Raw genomic sequence first — 14,946 nt, forward strand, 5'->3', positions numbered from 1 at the left:
CCTTCTTTTCCATCTGATGGTCTGCCGTCACTCCATCACCCAATGACACCCTCTGATTGTCTCCCCATCTGATTGTCTCCCCATCTGCCCGTCTGATTGTCTCTCCGTCTCCATTTCCCACTTCACCATCGAGACGGTGCCACTACGCCCGCCGCCGACGCAGCAGCAGCAGGCCCGCCAGTCCCAGCAGCAGGGCGCTTCCGGGTTCGGGCACTGGGACGGGAGAGGTCACGAAATCGATGGTGTAGTTCACCTGATCGCTTCCCTCCTGAATCCAGAATGTGTAATTTCCGGAAGGCAGCGGGCCATCGAAACCGATGCCGCCAAACTCCGGCCCCGCATCCAGGAGAGCGAGGAGGTCTGTGTAGGTATTGCCAAAGCCGTCCGTGCCATAGCCCCACAGCGCGTTGCTCAGGTGCAGGGAAGGATCGGAGGTCTCGATGGAACTGCCAGTGGCGATGGCCATGAACGAGTCATTGCTGAGGCTGCCGCTGGTGGTGGAGTAGCCGGTGAGATTGATCCCCGTGAGCGACATGCCTGCATCGATGGTGAAATTCCAGATGTCCGCATCCAGCGGCCCGGTGCCGCCGAGCGAGCCCATGGTGCCGGTGAAGATGTTGTGGCCCAGCGTCAGAGTGCCCACCAGCGTGGGTGCGGCCCCGTCATCCGAAAGATCGCCATTGAAGGTTTCATTCCAGTCCAAAGCCTGCGCCGCCCCACAAAGAAGGGCCGAGGCTGCAAGGACAGAGAGGAAACGCGGAAAGGGCATTCTATTGTAATTATATTAAATATGGCTAATATTGTCAACAAGTGTGACCCATTTCCTTCTGCGAAGTTTTCGGCCCCCACCATTTCCCACTCGCATCGCCCGGCCCCGCTCGGCATTCTCGCAGGCATGCGCTCCGTGACCGCCCTTCTGGCCCTGCTGTTTCTCCCCTCCTGCGTGCACGTTTTTACCACCCGTGTGGAGTACCAGGCCACGGCCCCGGCCCCGAAGGTGGGAGAGGCGGCCTTCCGCGCCGAGTTCATCCCCAAAGGCACGGAATCCGGCATCGCCCTCAGCGCCATGGTGGTGGGCGGGGCCCTGGTGGCGGAGGTGGGCCCCTACCAGATGCGGCTGCATGCCTTTGGCCAGCCCGGGGACCAGCAGTGGTTTGAGATCAAGAGCCTGCGCCTGACCGGTGGCGAAAAACTGGACGCGCCGATGGAACCCCGTGGCTTTGCGGGCCGCGCCGAATTCAAACCCACAAAAACCGCCGCGCAAACACGCGCCAGCCTCCTGCTTGGCCCCTACATCAAGGTGGATGCCCGAACGCAGCGCGACATCACGCTGACCGCCGAAGTGCTGGTGATGCGCCGCAGCGGACCCGCACGCGGCACCCTCAGCATCCCGATGAAGCTCAGCAAAACCCGCCGCCGCGAAAGCACCAACGTCGTCACGGAAATAGCGCGCGACATCCGCGACCGCGACAAGCCCCTCATCCCCGACGCACTTCCACCGCCGCCGGAGCAGCCGTAGAGGAGAGGGATTCCCCTTCTCCCACACGCGCCCAGCCCCACACGCCGCTCCGCTTCAGCCAATCTTCCTCCTCTTCCTCCTCTTCCTCCTACTCCTCCTCCCGGGAGCGTTACCCAGCTCGTCCCAATCCCAGAACCGGGAGGAAGAGTAGGAGTAGGAGCAGGAGGAAGAGAAAGCTGCCTCACCTGCGCACACTTTGCCGCTGGACAGCCCGCGCCCGCTCGTCTCCAATGCCGCGCCTCCGGCTTTTCTACAGAGCCCGGGGTGATTTCTTCAAAACGCAAACGTTCAACCACACTCAATCCAATGGGCAAAATCCAATTCGGCTCCGAGGTCTACACCTGGTTCATGCAGGGGACCGGCAAAGGCTACGACAACAAGCTCGACCACATGATCAAGGTCGCCGCAGAAGCAGGCTTCACCGGCATCGAGCCGATGGTGCTGGAGATCTCCCAGAGCGCTCTCGGCTGCTCCAAGTACTGGCTCGGCCCCCAGATCGATCCCATCAAGATGAAGGACACCCTTCAGCAGTACAACATGAAGCTCTGCGGCCTGGCCCTCGTCTGCGCCTGGGACGGCGACACCGAAGCCCCCAATGAAAAGGAAGCCGCCGACTTCACCATCGACTACTTGAAGCACTTCCCCGGCGCCATGCTCGGCACCGTCACCCTGCCCTCCGGCCGCACCAAGGACCTGCAGAAGCGCCGCCTCAACGTCGCCAAAAACGTCAACGCCGTCTCCCAGCGCGCGCACGATGCCGGCCTCGTCTGCTCCTACCACCCGAACTCCCCGCCCGCATCCCTCGTCCGCACTCAGGAAGACTATGACGTCGTCCTCAGCAGCCTCGACCCCAAGGTCACCGGCTGGACCCCGGACGTCGGCCACATCATCCGTGGCGGCATGGACGTCATCGCCACGCTCAGCAAGTGGCAGCATCTCATCAACCACATCCATTACAAGGACTACTCCGGCAACGGCGCCGAGCCCTGGGCCCAGATGGGCACCGGCAAGCTCGACTTCCACAAGATCACCGAGTTCCTCGTCGCCCGCAACTACTCCGGCTGGATCATCTGCGAAGACGAAGCCCACTGCGCCGTTGACGATCCCGATGGCGTCACCAAGCAAAACGGCCAGTGGTGCAAAGACAACCTGCACCCGATCGCCGGGCTGTAAGATGATGTGATGCGCGAAAGCGCATCACGCTCAACGCACTCGCAAACACCTGGATTCAACGAAACGCCTTCTCCGCGATGGGGAAGGCGTTTTTGTTTATTCCCCAGCAGAGGTAAATGTATGAAGCTCTCTCATAGCCAACTTGAAGACCTTATGTCATACACACGCCCTAATTTAGAACGGATTCGCAAGCTGCCTTCACTGGACGACATTTTTCAAATCAGTGATCCAAAGCTCCGTTTTTGGGGCTTTAGAGATTTCTTCTGGTGCAAAAACTTCGAACTGGAAATCCCTCTTACGTCAGCCGAAAAAAAGTTGGACGATACCTTTGCGATGTTCAGCACCATTCCGGCTGAGGGGTGGTCATCAGCATACGAAGACCAACTGAATTACCCATCTGCACTCGGTGTGATAGACCTGTTTCGTTTCTGTGGATGCAACGAAGTAGGGGACGCTGCGGCTGAAGCGTTGGAACTCTTTTACAACGGGCGCACGGACCTTTATAGCAACGAACAACGACGAGATGCAGGCATACGTGGCTTCAGACACCCCACCGAACGCCGTAAATTTTATGCTCTTGGCGACATCGTGGAGAAATTCGGACAGAGCGAGACATTCTATGAACTTTTGAAATGGCCGGAGGCCCATCGGGCAGAGTTTGAAGACTTCCCGAGGCCGTGAAGTTCTTTTGGCAAAAAAACTGCCAGCTTTTTATACCATGCGAATGCTCATCCTTATACCATGCATTGTAGGGGCAATCACATCTGCAACATGGCTTTCTGTTCACGTGGCAACCTCATTGGATTCCCATCCTGTGCCTCTTGCGTATCTCTGGGTATTCCTATTCATCGCCACACTTACATCCTTGTTCGTGCTCTTGAGCGAGTCGTGGATCGAGGACATGGTAAAGTCAGGGATAATGATCATTCTCTCCTTTCTTCTGTTCCGCTTGCGCCTGCCTGCATTGATTCCGTGTGCCACGATTGCTGCCTCAATCGTGGCGACCGCCTTCAATCAGTTCTTAAAAAGATAAAAAACTGAAAGCATTTCGTCGCTCTCTCATTCACACGTGTCCATGAATACGACTCCGTCATTTCGCTCCGCGATGCCCTGCTCTATGCTGCAAAGTGAAGGATGCCAAACGCGAAAAAAGACGCCGAAAATTTCACTTCAAGAAGCAATGAACATACGACACGCCCGCAATGCATCACTCGTCTCTTTCCTCGTATTCTTCAGCGGTGCGGTGACCGACGGGTGGAGAACCTTTCCCGATCCGGTCCCACTGTGGGGCAGGATTTTGCTCGTCTTGATCTTTATCACTGACATGATTTGCCTGCCTATCGGCGTCGTCGCAGTCCACAAGGAGCAGCGGTTCGGAAAGCGTGTTATAGCGCTTTCTATTATTCCGCTTCTCGCAATCACTTTCATCTACTGGGTCGGAATAGCCTAAACAAAGCGGGCCCGCTAAACTTCCGGGGCGCCCTTTTTCAAATAGGCATTGATTGCATCATGCACGGCTTCCTCCAGCGCGATGCAATTTCTCGGACTGTATTCCGACCACCAGTACGCGACTCTCGCAGCCAGATATTCGATGTAAACGGCCCCAAGGGCATGATACTCCCTGTACTCGTCTTGATTCAGCTGGATGATAACACTGAACCCCACAGCCGACATATTGCAGTTCACGTCCAGATAGTATGCCCCTTCGTCCTCAAGGAAGAACCATGTGTGGGGTGCGTGTGAGACAACATGCATAAGGCGGAGAGGCAAACTCAGCACGCTCCATGAGCGTGATCAAGCACGCAAAAAGCAGCGGTTAAAAAGGGGAAACAAAATCCACCATCGACGGCAAATCCTTAACTCCAATCGCGCACCAGCCCTTTGGAGTGCGGTCGCGCAGATGCAAGGCGCAGGCCTGCATCGGAGCTACCGCTTTCGCGGGGTATCAGACGATCTTCGGCCACAGCCTCCCCGTCCGGCATGCGGGAAGACGCTTTCGGGCAGCCTCTTGATTCACGCACGCCGTCCAGCCCGCGAAAATCGGTAGCTGCGCTCGTTCCCCGCTCCGCGACCGCATTGATTCGCTGTTACCGGTTCCAAATCGCTCCCCGCGCCCTCAAAAACATCAGAACCCCTTGACTCTGCCGAAAACGACCCAAGGCATGTAGCCATCCCCGGACGATTCGCCGTGCAGAACGCGTCCCGTCCGGGAGGGACAGCGGAGAAGGCAGTGAAGAACTCTGACCTCGCAACCAGCAGGAGACCCCGGAAGCCACGCCCGGCGGTCTTGTTCAACCACAGATCAAACGAACCACCACCGCCGCCGCGACGCCTCCCGCCGGCAGCTCCTGCGCCCGCATGCGGCCCGCCGCCGCGCCTCACCGCGCCCCTGCGCACTCGCATGCCGTCAGATTCATCCAAATACCACTTATTACCACGCAATACCATGAACACGACTGACACGACTCCATGCGACGCCGAAAACGACGAACTCTTCTCCACGAACGAACCCTACGCCAGCAAGGCCGGCAGCCCCGGCAGCACGCCACCGGCCAGGACCCGGAACGGCAGGGCTGCCATGACCTACCCTCCGAGCCCGGTGCCGGGCATCTCCCTCGCAGCAGGCCCCGATCTCCTTCTCAGCCCATCCTTGACGGTAAGCCGTCGTCGCTGTCATTGCCTGCGCCATGCCTCACGCCTCCATGAAAACCATCGCCCATCGCGGAGGCATGGACCGCAGCATGCAGAATGCGCCTGCTGGCGTTCGACTGGCGGTGCAGCAGCAGATGGACGGCGTGGAGCTGGATGTGGTGCGCAGTGTGGGCGGCGGATTCCACTGCGCGCATTTTGGGTGGAGTCCGAAGTCCGACCTGAACGACTGCCTGGCAGCGCTGGCGCCGGGCATGGGCCTGGTGGCGCATTTGAAGGGAGACTACACCGAGGCGGATCTCTCCCGCGTCATGGAGGCGATCGCGCAGCAGGTGCCCCTGGCGCAGGTCATCTTCGCCTCCCACCGCACCGCTGTTTTACGCAGACTTCGACAACTCATGCCCGACGCAAGGCTGGCGCGCTTTGGCCTCATTCCTGCCCTTTCGGCGCTGTGGCGGAGACAGCCCTGGGACTGCTGCATGATCAATCATCTCGTGCTGCCCCGTCGGCTGGTGCAGGCGCTGCAACGTCGCGGCTACGAGGTGGTGGCCAGCTGCGTTTGGGAGCTGAGATCGAGGCAGAGCGTGCGGGCACTCGGCGTGGATGGAGCGTTTGTGAATTTGTGAGCGGAACTGCTGGCGCGCATGCGTCCCAGTGCCCACCGTTTGTCAGCCCCGACCATGAAAACACGCACCTTCACCTTCCTCCTGCTCTTCCTCTCGCTCGGCGCACTGGCCCTGCCCCGCGCCATGGCTGCCGAGCCCACCTCGGTCTCTCTCATTCAGCTCATCGCCAATCCCAAGGCCTATGATGGAGCCCGTGTGCGGGTGATCGGCTTTCTCAACGTGCAGTTCGAGGGCAACGCCATTTACCTTCATGAGGACGACTTCAAGCACGGCATCCACAAAAACGGCCTCTGGGTGGACGCCAGCAGCATCCACCCGGGACTCAAACAAAAGTATGTGCTCATCGAGGGAACGTTTGACGCAAAGATGACCGGACACATGGGCCTGTGGAGCGGGAGCATTCAGCAGATCACCCGATCTGAGGCTTGGAGATGAAAAAGGGCCTGCGCGCCCGGAGACCATCATGCACTTGCGCGAGCCTCAGCCGTGAACGACGTACCTACATGAGCGAAGTGCTGATGGGCGGAAACGAGAAGCGGAAAATCGTCATCGTGGATTATGATCCGGACTGGCCTGCCAAATTTGAGCGTCATGCCGCCATCCTCGCGCAGGCGCTGGGGCCGAAGGCGCTCATCATCGAGCACGTGGGCTCCACCTCCGTTCCGGGACTGGCGGCGAAACCCATCATCGACATCGATGTCATCGTCGCAGACTCCGCGGATGAACCGGCCTACCTCGAGGCCTTTGTCGCGGCCGGTTACGTCCTCCGTGTGCGTGAGCCGGACTGGCATGAGCACCGGATGTTTCGCACGCAGGAGCTGGACGTGCACATCCACGTCTTCTCTCCGGGCTGCGAGGAACACACCCGGCATGTGACGTTCCGAAACTGGCTGCGCACTCATCCCGAAGACCGTCTGCTCTACGAGTCCGTGAAACGCCGCCTGGCCCAGCAGGACTGGCCTGACATGAACGCCTACGCCAACGCGAAGACCGGGGTGGTGGAGGAAATATTGGCCAGGGCGTGTCGCGACGCCGGTGTGCCCTAGCCTCGCGCATGGGTTTCAGGATGTTCTAAAGTGGACGCGGCAAAGTGGCGGCTCCCCATTTTTTTTAGATTCAGCGGGCAGCATGCCGGGCTTTATTTCCTGAGAGGCTGGTGTATGCATCCGCAGCCAGCAGGCCCAAGGATAAATCCACACGAAGTGCCATGATCTATCTTTTCTGCGTTATCCTGCTGCTGTTCGCGCTCTCTCTTTTTCGCGGGAGGAAACCTCCGAAGTCTCAAGTCTCGAGCCTGGGAGCAGAACTGGCCGAGCCTTTTCACGCCGAGGTGCTGCTGGATGGGCAGCCGGTGGCCACGCTCTCCAAGCGGGTGATGACCGACATGTTCTGGCGCAGCTACACGATAACGCCGCTCAGTCCGAAACAGGAGGACGTCTTGAAGAACGACGACCTGTGGGACGCCTGCCGCTTCACCTTTCGCGATCCCGCCAGCGGGCAGGTGTGCCTCACGGGCTTTTGCGGTGGAAACCGCCCGTATGTGCGCGATGGGATCGTCAGTCTGCGCGGTCTGTATTTCTCCACGGCACCTGAATCCCATGAATCACTACCAGCCACCGCTCTCCACTGACCCGTGCGACTCAGAGCCGCTGTATTTCAACCCAAGCAGCCCGCGAAGCTTTGCCTTTTTCAGAGCCTTGGTGCTTCTGCTCACCGCCTATTCCCTGGTCTTCTGGTATCTGACCGAAGACGTGTTTGACTGGGGCGCACGCATAGCCTCATGGCGTCGTGAATACTTTGACGATAACGGCATTCCCAGAGGCAGCATGAAGTTCAGGGGGCCGGACGCAAGGCTGATCTACGGCCTTACCATTCCCTGGTCGTTGCTGGTTTATCCTGCGGCACTGCTCGCGGGCATGCTGCAGCTCAGGCTCAGCATCAAGGAGCCGAAGCCCGCGCAAAAAATCTTCTCCCTCCTGTGCGCGATCGCGATGGCAGCCATTCTGGCAAGATTCGTTTACCTGGGCGTGTTTGAGTGCGTCACAAGCGGCTTCTGAACAAGCCGAGGACCTTGCAGCAGCCCTTCTCCAGGCTTGCGCAGAGCATCGGCCACAGAGAAGATGGAGCATGCCACGCCTGCGTTTCACCGGCTTTGAATACGGCATCCTCATTCTTGGGCTTTGCCTGGTGCTCACCGGCACGGCGATGATTCTCCGTCCCACCGAGGTGGATGTCGGGCGTCCCGGCTCCAGCAGGGGCGGCCTGCCTCCCACCTTTGAGCATGTTTCCCAAAAGGGTGTGGTGGTGGCCGGTGGTTTTACCGCGCTGTGCGGCCTCGGCTTTCTCGCGGCGATGTTTCACGGGCGGAGGAACGAAAGCAGGCTGCCCAAAACTGGAAAAACCACGTCGGGTCCATGCTAAAATACACTCCACTCCCACCGCAGAGAACAGCCAGCTTCATCATCCCATGATCATCCCATTCACGCTCTTTGCGGCATCGACCAAACCGCCTCCGCCCGTGTGGTTTGCCCTGGGCTTTCCCTGTTTCTTCGTTGGCATGTGGCTGCTGGTCACATTCATCATCTCGCGCTCGGGCTGGGCCCGCTTTGGCGAGGCCTATCCCTGCCCTGAACGCCCCTCCGGCACCTCCTACGCAGCGCCATTTGCCCGTTTTGGGACTGCCGGCGCACGTTACAACAATGTCGTCCGCGCCGTGGCCACGGAAGGCGGGCTGTATCTCCGTCCGGTCATCTTCTTCAGAGCCTTTCATACGCCTTTTCTTCTGCCCTGGAGCAGCATCAAGCAAATCGACCACATCGACCGCTGGTTCGTCAAAGGCTACCATCTGCAGATCCAGGATCCGGTGGGAAGTTTTCAGATTCGCTTCAAGTCGTCGATTGAAGGCGAGCTCCGTCGCTATGTGCCCAAGCTTTTGAATACGCCTGCGCCATCCACGTTTCCTTTCATCAAGTAGGGAACGCATGAGCGCTGACTCTGCGATAACCATGACCATCACCTATCAGCCTCGATGGAAAGAAATGTTCGACGGGTTTGTCGGGAGCAATCGCTTTACCGTGGAGATGACGATGGGCAGCCTGCACGTCTATTTCCCCACCGAAAGCACCTGGCAGCGCTGCGCCGCCGTCTGGGCTGAAGGCCTGTGGCAGCAGGCGAGAGATGGCGCTGAAGCGTGGTGCCTTTCAAACTCAGTCCCCTTCACCATCGATGAACAAGCGTGGGTGGAATTTGCTCCGGCCACAGTCATACGCCTGTAGCCTCCTGAACGGGGTATCATCAAAGGCAGGCTGCGGGCATGGTGGCAGAAGAGTGCGGCCGCAGCCACCACAACACCCGATTGAAGGGAGTAGGGATGCAGCATCCCTGCCATGCTGAACCCACTCCCCTGCCCCGTGAATGCCGACCCCAAAGACGCTCTCAGCAAGGTGCCTGAAGTCACCCTGGGCTTCTGGATCATCAAGATCCTCGCCACCACTCTGGGTGAAACAGGTGGCGATGCCGTTTCCATGTCGCTGAATCTCGGCTATCTGGTCAGCACCGGCATCTTTGCCGCTTTGTTTTTGGCGGCGGTTTTCGCGCAGGTGCGCTCCAGCCAGTTTCACCCGCTGCTGTACTGGGCCACGATCATCGCCACGACCACCGTGGGCACCACGCTGGCGGATTTTTCCACCCGTTCTCTCGGCATCGGTTATGCAGGCGGCAGTGTGATCCTGCTCGCGCTGCTGCTGGCTTCTCTCTTCGTCTGGAATCGCACCATGGGATCGGTGGCGGTGGACACCGTTAGATCTCCGAAGGCGGAGGCATTCTACTGGGTGACGATCATGTTCTCCCAAACCCTCGGCACCGCCTTGGGTGACTGGACGGCGGACACCGCCGACCTGGGCTACTCGGGCGCCGCGCTGGTCTTTGGCGGCCTGCTGGCCTTGGTCGCTGCCGCCTACTTTTGGACGAGCCTCTCGCGCACGGCGTTGTTCTGGGCCGCCTTCATCCTCACGCGTCCGCTGGGTGCCGTCGTCGGCGATTTCCTCGACAAGCCTCGCGATCACGGTGGCCTGGCCCTGAGCCGTTTCTCTGCTTCCGCAGTCCTGCTGGGAATGGCCGTGCTTTTGATCCTCTCGCTGCCCCAGCGGCCTGCCCGGCATGCGCACTGAGGACACGCCGATGGTGTGAGCCCACGCAGCCATCCCAGCCGCCGTCACCGCAAGACGCGGTTTAGAACAACCAGCAGCAGGAGAACAAGCAGGCTCATCGTCGCTCCGGCTTGGGCCATGCCGGTTCCGCTCTTGCGCGATGCCTCGTCGTATTTGTAAAAGACACCGTGAGGCGTCTTCTCCTTGCTGATCGCGATGCCGATGCCGAGGATGATGCCAATGCCGCTGCCCACCAGGGCGAGTATCCACCCCAGGCGCAGCAGCATCTTCGGCGCAGGCTTGCCCTCTCTCACTGCATCCACATGCTCCACTTTTTTCTGCTCGAGATCGCCTGCAGAGAGCTGCCGTTCACTCGCGATCCTGCGTGCGTGAGCGAGGTCAAAAAAACTCCATTCCTCCGGAGCCGCGATGATCTCCAAAATCTCGTCATCGGAGGCATCGTGCAGGAAGTGTCCCTCGGGCAGCGGAAGGCCGCCATAGGACTCTTCCATGAGCGCGGAGGCCTTGGAAAGCGCTTCGCGTGGCACCAGGATCAGCTTGTCTGAAGGGCCTCCGGCACGCCCGACTTCCATGATGTCAAAACCCGCCTTGGTGCCAGCCAGCCGGTGCGGGATGCCCGCAGTCTTCAGCAGTTCAGCGGCCGCCTTCAGTTCCTCCAGACTTGTGGTCCGCAGCAGCTCGCAGGCTTCCTGAGGGTCTTCCAGTGTGTCTTCCATGGTGCAGCAGAAAACTCGAAAACGCTGGGCGTGACAATACCTTTTCTCTCCTAAACAAAGTCATGCTCTCACGCTTCGACATCGATCAGCTCCGGTTCGATCTGTTTCCACAAGCCAGGCTTGAGAGCACGCCGGGACACCAGATCCACTTTCCTTCCCACAACGGTCTCCAGCCGCTCGGCCAACGTCACAAATCTCAGCCCGATAGACGGGTCCACATCGACCTAGATATACACATCGCTGTCAGGGCGAGCATCACCCCGCGCCACCGAGCCAAAGAGCGCCATGCGCCCCAGCGGGAAATCCCGCCGCAGCTCAGGCAGCACCGAGCGGAGTCGGTTCAGCGCAGGGACTGGATGAGCCGCAGGCATGAGCGATGACAAGTTTCGCCGCCCAAGCCTGCAAGAGGGCTTTTCGCTCACCTCGAGATCCCCGGCCTCACACCACGGGCCCTGCCACGTCTTTCCACTTGGCGTGCCATTCCTTGAACACGATCGGGGAGATCTCGCTGGGCTTGATCTCGCTGCGGCCGCCCCAGAAGACGTTCGTGTATTCCAGCGGGATGCCTGCCTCGGCGAGGTGTTTGTCGATGGCGGCTTTGTGGGCCAGCACCATTTCTTTGTCGGTGCCGTGAATGACGCCCATGATGTTCACATTGGCAAAGCGTTCGCCGCCTTCACGCCAGTAGGCGTGGGTCATGATGGTGTGACGGCCCACTTCGCCGCCGGCGCGTTCTTCCATGCCCTTCGGCACCTTCCAGTGGAAGAGGGCATTGAAACGCGTGACGCGCACACCCGTGGCGCTGGGTTTCACATGCTCCAGGAAAGTGGAGAAGCGGCCGATCACGCCTTTCTGGTCCAGGCGCTTCGCCACTTCGCAGAATTTCTCAAACGAAACTCCTGCGGCCTTGGCGCGGCCTTCCCAGGGAGCTGGACCCACTTCATCGACGCTCAAATCTCCCTTGAGGTGCAGGAGCACATTCCACTCCTCCTCGTCCAGTTCGGCGATGTTGGTGGTCATCATCTTGGCCGGTTCATCGGCGCGTTCGCCGGGCTCCAGCGTCTTGCGGCGCACATGGCCCACGCCCAGGGCAAAGATGCCGTGCGCCTCCATGGTGTAGTAGCTCTCCGCGCCGATGAGGCGCGCCAGCACATCGCAGTGCTGGTTGATGTCGTAGCCCTGCGGCACTTTCAGCGTGGTCCAGAGACGGTAGTCGCTGCCGCTGACCTCACGGTCCGTGGAGCGCAGCACCACGTGCCCGCTGAAGGGATCCTGCTTGAAGAGGAACTCGAAGGCTGCGTCGAGCTTTTCCGTGGGCACCTTCCAGGCCACCAGCGCGCCCTCGGCCAGCTTGTTGGCCAGCAGGGTCTGCCGCACGCGGCGGATCACCCCGGCCTTCAGCATCGCCTGGATGCGCTCCACCACTGTCTCCAGCGGCAGTCCGGCCTGGGCGGCGATGTCCTGAAACGGCGTGGGGGTGAAGCCTTTGATGCGGTCCTCGCTCACGGCGAGAATCTGCGCATTGACGGGGTCGGTATGGTCGGTGGGGATGGCGGCTGCTACGGACATGGTTGGAAAGTCGGGGGGGAACGGCACTTTTAGCGGTGGCCAGGAAGAATGCGAGATTTGAAATTTGCGATTTAGCACCCGCCAATTGCCGTCTACCATGCCCCCATGGACAACCGCAAGCCCACCGCCGCCATGCGCAGGCGCCACAATCTCATCGCCGCATGGCGCGGCGTGGAGGACGGGCCGCTGATGGACCTGCCCACGCTGCGGGTGGGGGACCTGGCCACCCAGATCATGGCGAAGGCCGGCCTGGCCAATCGCGTGAAGCTGGAGGACATCCTCGCCGCCTGGCAGGAGATCGTGGGGGCCTTTCTCTTCAAGCTCACGCGTCCAGACACCTTTGAGCGCGGCGTGCTGACCGTCCGCCTGCTCCAGCCCACCGCCCACCATGCGCTGATGCAGGAAAAGGTCAAAATCGTCAAACGCCTCCAGGAGAAGCTGCCAGATGCCAAGATCAAGGATGTGCGGTTCCGGCATGGGTGAGCCAGCGCCCGGCAACGAATTGTTTCCTATCTGACGGCGTCTGGCGTAGAGAGAGCTGCACCAGCCCGTTTTTCCTGCACTGCCACCGCATACCGACTCTGCCAATCTACAGTTCTCAGTTCTCAATTCTCAGTTTTCAATTCTCAGTTTTCAATTCTCAGTTTTCAATTCTCAGTTTTTCGCCCCCGCATCACCCTGCATGCACGCTTTGATCGAGGACGAGTTCGAGTAGGAGGACGAGGACGAACCAGCCACCACACGCCGCTCCCCGCCTCCAAATCATCAATCATCAATCCCCTCCGCCTTTGACCTCCCACAAACACGCCGCTCTCATCATCGTCGGTCATGGTTCCACCACAAACCCGGACTCCAGCGCACCGACGCACCTGCACGCCGAATCCATCCGCCGCCGAGGGATCTTTCGCGAGGTGGTCTGCTGCTTCTGGAAGGAAGAGCCGAACATGCGTGAGGTGTACGAGATGGTGGACAGCGAGGTCGTCTACATCGTGCCGAATTTTATCAGTGAAGGGTATTTCTGCCAGCAGGTGCTTCCCCGCGAGCTGCGGCTGGACGGCCCCACCACGCAGCGCGATGGCAAAACCATCCGCTACTGCGATCCCGTGGGCGTGCACCCCAACATGACGCGCCTCCTCATCCAGCGTGCCAGTGAAGTTGCACCGGATGTGCCGCGGGAGCAGACCAGCCTCGTCATTGTGGGGCACGGCACCAGCCTCAATGAAAACTCCACCAAGGCCATTCAGGACCAGGTGGCCCTCATTCGCAGCGGCAACTATGGCTTTGCCGAAGTCCTCGACGCCTACATGGAGGAGGCCCCCTTTGTGAAGGACTGGGCCACGCTCACCACCGCGCCCAATGTCGTCGTCGTGCCCTTCTTCATTGCGGACGGCCTGCACAGCTTTCAGGACATCCCCGTCCTCCTCGGCATGCGCGAAGAAGTCGGCGAGGCGCTCAGCGAGAGCGGCGTCTTCCACCAGAACCCGCACCATCTCCAGGGCCGCAGCATTTACTACAGCGGCGCCATCGGCACCGAGCCCCTGATGGCCGAGGTGATCCTCGACCAGGTTCACGACTTTGATGCCCGGCACTCGGTGAATGACAAACACAGCATGCCAAATGACGAGGTGAAATCGTCGCTGGCCTACTGGCTGAATTCGGGACTGGATGAATTGGGCGAAATCGCCATCACGACCAATGCAGATGCGTCCTATTCGCTCTGCCACAGAGCGGATCGCGGCACGGAGGGTCTGGAAATTTTCCGCGCGGCCACGGATGCCCTGCTCATCGCACGCAATGACGCCAGCGGCGCTTTCCGGCCGCTGCACACCGCGCCCACCCTGAAGCGCGGCTGGCGGCTTGACCTGCCCAGCCTCGAAGAGCTGCGCCTCGCGCTCGATTTTTTCTACCCCGCCGCCATCGGCATGGCGCGTGCGCTTGAGCAGGAAAAGCTCAGCGCCGTTCCGCTGCGCGATCTCCTCGGCCGCCAGACCGGCATGTACCGCTTCGTCAACACCATCACCGATGACCAGGCCCACGCGCTCATCGGCAGGACCTGCGCAAACACCAAGTGCCTCCGCCGCATCCTCTGGCCGCTGAATGACACCCAGCCCATGACCGGCCCCGCCGCATCCAAGACCCAGCCCAATCACGCCCCCAACGCCATGCCCCTGCTCTGCATCGAAGCCTGCACGCACGTGGTGTCCGCCGCCCGCAAGGTCGCGCGGGAGAACCATGAGGCGAAGGAGAAGGCGCAGACTGAGGTGGGATGATGGAGGATCAGGGCGACTGCGATCGAAGCAGAAAGCAGAGTATGCAGCATCCCCCCTCAGCCGAGGGTTTTATTGCCGTGACCTCTGAGCTATCAGCCTGTCAAATTGAGACAACTTAGAGCGTTTTAAATAATACTATAGCCACAAGAGGCAAACCAGCCCGCGGCGTCTTTTTCTGTGATTTTTGAGAATGCCTGACTGATCGCCGCATCGAGCTCGGGTGGCGTGCGCGCCTCCGCAGTGCGCAGCAGCGCT

The 14,946-nt window shown here is 60.1% G+C and carries 19 protein-coding genes; 15 read left to right on the forward strand and 4 right to left on the reverse strand.

Features of this window, described 5'->3' with window-relative positions; translation table 11 throughout:
* Positions 1-142: 142 nt before the first annotated feature.
* Positions 143-769: a PEP-CTERM sorting domain-containing protein gene (locus ACILSO_RS28345; RefSeq protein ID WP_395740859.1), complete on the reverse strand. Its 627-nt coding sequence runs from the start codon at positions 767-769 to the stop codon at positions 143-145.
* 126 nt (positions 770-895) lie between these two features.
* Here ACILSO_RS28345 and ACILSO_RS28350 point away from each other — a divergent pair, with 126 nt between their 5' ends.
* The 13 genes from ACILSO_RS28350 to ACILSO_RS28410 all read left to right on the forward strand — a co-directional run bounded on the left by ACILSO_RS28350 (position 896) and on the right by ACILSO_RS28410 (position 10,136).
* On the forward strand, positions 896-1,519 hold the full coding sequence (locus ACILSO_RS28350; RefSeq protein ID WP_395740860.1) for a hypothetical protein: 624 nt from the start codon (positions 896-898) through the stop codon (positions 1,517-1,519).
* 306 nt (positions 1,520-1,825) lie between these two features.
* A complete protein-coding gene (locus ACILSO_RS28355) occupies positions 1,826-2,692 on the forward strand; it encodes a sugar phosphate isomerase/epimerase family protein (RefSeq protein ID WP_395740861.1) in 867 nt (288 codons plus the stop codon).
* A gap of 120 nt (positions 2,693-2,812) precedes the next feature.
* Positions 2,813-3,373, forward strand: coding sequence for a hypothetical protein (locus ACILSO_RS28360; RefSeq protein WP_395740862.1), 561 nt, complete (start codon positions 2,813-2,815; stop codon positions 3,371-3,373).
* 394 nt (positions 3,374-3,767) lie between these two features.
* A complete protein-coding gene (locus ACILSO_RS28365) occupies positions 3,768-4,142 on the forward strand; it encodes a hypothetical protein (protein ID WP_395740863.1) in 375 nt (124 codons plus the stop codon).
* Between the two features lie 1,252 nt (positions 4,143-5,394).
* Positions 5,395-5,967 (forward strand): glycerophosphodiester phosphodiesterase, encoded by a 573-nt coding sequence (locus ACILSO_RS28370; protein ID WP_395740864.1) that lies wholly within the window; start codon positions 5,395-5,397, stop codon positions 5,965-5,967.
* A 54-nt stretch (positions 5,968-6,021) separates the two neighbouring features.
* Positions 6,022-6,402 (forward strand): hypothetical protein, encoded by a 381-nt coding sequence (locus ACILSO_RS28375; protein WP_395740865.1) that lies wholly within the window; start codon positions 6,022-6,024, stop codon positions 6,400-6,402.
* A 68-nt stretch (positions 6,403-6,470) separates the two neighbouring features.
* Positions 6,471-7,013 (forward strand): GrpB family protein, encoded by a 543-nt coding sequence (locus tag ACILSO_RS28380; protein ID WP_395740866.1) that lies wholly within the window; start codon positions 6,471-6,473, stop codon positions 7,011-7,013.
* A 161-nt stretch (positions 7,014-7,174) separates the two neighbouring features.
* Positions 7,175-7,597 (forward strand): hypothetical protein, encoded by a 423-nt coding sequence (locus tag ACILSO_RS28385; RefSeq protein WP_395740867.1) that lies wholly within the window; start codon positions 7,175-7,177, stop codon positions 7,595-7,597.
* A complete protein-coding gene (locus ACILSO_RS28390) occupies positions 7,566-8,024 on the forward strand; it encodes a hypothetical protein (RefSeq protein ID WP_395740868.1) in 459 nt (152 codons plus the stop codon). Before ACILSO_RS28385 ends, ACILSO_RS28390 begins: the two co-directional genes overlap by 32 nt.
* A 70-nt stretch (positions 8,025-8,094) precedes the next feature.
* Entirely contained in the window at positions 8,095-8,388 is a 294-nt protein-coding gene (locus tag ACILSO_RS28395) for a hypothetical protein (RefSeq protein ID WP_395740869.1), read from the forward strand.
* Positions 8,389-8,434: 46 nt separating this feature from the next.
* Positions 8,435-8,941, forward strand: coding sequence for a hypothetical protein (locus tag ACILSO_RS28400; protein ID WP_395740870.1), 507 nt, complete (start codon positions 8,435-8,437; stop codon positions 8,939-8,941).
* Between the two features lie 7 nt (positions 8,942-8,948).
* Positions 8,949-9,242: a hypothetical protein gene (locus ACILSO_RS28405; RefSeq protein WP_395740871.1), complete on the forward strand. Its 294-nt coding sequence runs from the start codon at positions 8,949-8,951 to the stop codon at positions 9,240-9,242.
* 111 nt (positions 9,243-9,353) lie between these two features.
* A complete protein-coding gene (locus ACILSO_RS28410; RefSeq protein ID WP_395740872.1) occupies positions 9,354-10,136 on the forward strand; it encodes a hypothetical protein in 783 nt (260 codons plus the stop codon).
* A gap of 44 nt (positions 10,137-10,180) precedes the next feature.
* Here the strand turns inward: ACILSO_RS28410 and ACILSO_RS28415 are convergent, their stop codons facing one another.
* The 3 genes from ACILSO_RS28415 to ACILSO_RS28425 all read right to left on the reverse strand — a co-directional run bounded on the left by ACILSO_RS28415 (position 10,181) and on the right by ACILSO_RS28425 (position 12,421).
* A complete protein-coding gene (locus ACILSO_RS28415) occupies positions 10,181-10,852 on the reverse strand; it encodes a hypothetical protein (RefSeq protein WP_395740873.1) in 672 nt (223 codons plus the stop codon).
* Between the two features lie 224 nt (positions 10,853-11,076).
* Entirely contained in the window at positions 11,077-11,223 is a 147-nt protein-coding gene (locus ACILSO_RS28420) for a nucleotidyltransferase family protein (RefSeq protein WP_395740874.1), read from the reverse strand.
* Positions 11,224-11,290: 67 nt separating this feature from the next.
* Positions 11,291-12,421, reverse strand: coding sequence for an Lrp/AsnC family transcriptional regulator (locus ACILSO_RS28425; RefSeq protein ID WP_395740875.1), 1,131 nt, complete (start codon positions 12,419-12,421; stop codon positions 11,291-11,293).
* A 105-nt stretch (positions 12,422-12,526) separates the two neighbouring features.
* On the opposite strand from ACILSO_RS28425, the gene ACILSO_RS28430 reads away from it, so the two are divergent.
* Both ACILSO_RS28430 and ACILSO_RS28435 read left to right on the forward strand, forming a co-directional pair.
* Positions 12,527-12,904: a DUF721 domain-containing protein gene (locus tag ACILSO_RS28430; protein ID WP_395740876.1), complete on the forward strand. Its 378-nt coding sequence runs from the start codon at positions 12,527-12,529 to the stop codon at positions 12,902-12,904.
* Positions 12,905-13,209: 305 nt separating this feature from the next.
* Positions 13,210-14,691: a CbiX/SirB N-terminal domain-containing protein gene (locus ACILSO_RS28435; RefSeq protein WP_395740877.1), complete on the forward strand. Its 1,482-nt coding sequence runs from the start codon at positions 13,210-13,212 to the stop codon at positions 14,689-14,691.
* Positions 14,692-14,946 lie beyond the last annotated feature (255 nt).

It is taken from the genome of Prosthecobacter sp. (assembly GCF_044226605.1).
Classification (GTDB): domain Bacteria; phylum Verrucomicrobiota; class Verrucomicrobiia; order Verrucomicrobiales; family Verrucomicrobiaceae; genus Prosthecobacter.

Excerpts from the sequence above, each read along its gene's own strand:
- ACILSO_RS28425 (WP_395740875.1), bottom strand. The coding sequence starts at position 12,421 with ATGTCCGTAGCAGCCGCCATCCCCACCGACCATACCGACCCCGTCAAT.
- ACILSO_RS28365 (WP_395740863.1), top strand. The coding sequence starts at position 3,768 with ATGAATACGACTCCGTCATTTCGCTCCGCGATGCCCTGCTCTATGCTG.
- ACILSO_RS28400 (WP_395740870.1), top strand. The coding sequence starts at position 8,435 with ATGATCATCCCATTCACGCTCTTTGCGGCATCGACCAAACCGCCTCCG.
- ACILSO_RS28380 (WP_395740866.1), top strand. The coding sequence starts at position 6,471 with ATGAGCGAAGTGCTGATGGGCGGAAACGAGAAGCGGAAAATCGTCATC.
- ACILSO_RS28420 (WP_395740874.1), bottom strand. The coding sequence starts at position 11,223 with ATGCCTGCGGCTCATCCAGTCCCTGCGCTGAACCGACTCCGCTCGGTG.
- ACILSO_RS28430 (WP_395740876.1), top strand. The coding sequence starts at position 12,527 with ATGGACAACCGCAAGCCCACCGCCGCCATGCGCAGGCGCCACAATCTC.
- ACILSO_RS28370 (WP_395740864.1), top strand. The coding sequence starts at position 5,395 with ATGAAAACCATCGCCCATCGCGGAGGCATGGACCGCAGCATGCAGAAT.
- ACILSO_RS28405 (WP_395740871.1), top strand. The coding sequence starts at position 8,949 with ATGAGCGCTGACTCTGCGATAACCATGACCATCACCTATCAGCCTCGA.
- ACILSO_RS28350 (WP_395740860.1), top strand. The coding sequence starts at position 896 with ATGCGCTCCGTGACCGCCCTTCTGGCCCTGCTGTTTCTCCCCTCCTGC.
- ACILSO_RS28395 (WP_395740869.1), top strand. The coding sequence starts at position 8,095 with ATGCCACGCCTGCGTTTCACCGGCTTTGAATACGGCATCCTCATTCTT.
- ACILSO_RS28360 (WP_395740862.1), top strand. The coding sequence starts at position 2,813 with ATGAAGCTCTCTCATAGCCAACTTGAAGACCTTATGTCATACACACGC.
- ACILSO_RS28345 (WP_395740859.1), bottom strand. The coding sequence starts at position 769 with ATGCCCTTTCCGCGTTTCCTCTCTGTCCTTGCAGCCTCGGCCCTTCTT.
- ACILSO_RS28385 (WP_395740867.1), top strand. The coding sequence starts at position 7,175 with ATGATCTATCTTTTCTGCGTTATCCTGCTGCTGTTCGCGCTCTCTCTT.
- ACILSO_RS28415 (WP_395740873.1), bottom strand. The coding sequence starts at position 10,852 with ATGGAAGACACACTGGAAGACCCTCAGGAAGCCTGCGAGCTGCTGCGG.
- ACILSO_RS28375 (WP_395740865.1), top strand. The coding sequence starts at position 6,022 with ATGAAAACACGCACCTTCACCTTCCTCCTGCTCTTCCTCTCGCTCGGC.
- ACILSO_RS28390 (WP_395740868.1), top strand. The coding sequence starts at position 7,566 with ATGAATCACTACCAGCCACCGCTCTCCACTGACCCGTGCGACTCAGAG.
- ACILSO_RS28410 (WP_395740872.1), top strand. The coding sequence starts at position 9,354 with ATGCTGAACCCACTCCCCTGCCCCGTGAATGCCGACCCCAAAGACGCT.
- ACILSO_RS28355 (WP_395740861.1), top strand. The coding sequence starts at position 1,826 with ATGGGCAAAATCCAATTCGGCTCCGAGGTCTACACCTGGTTCATGCAG.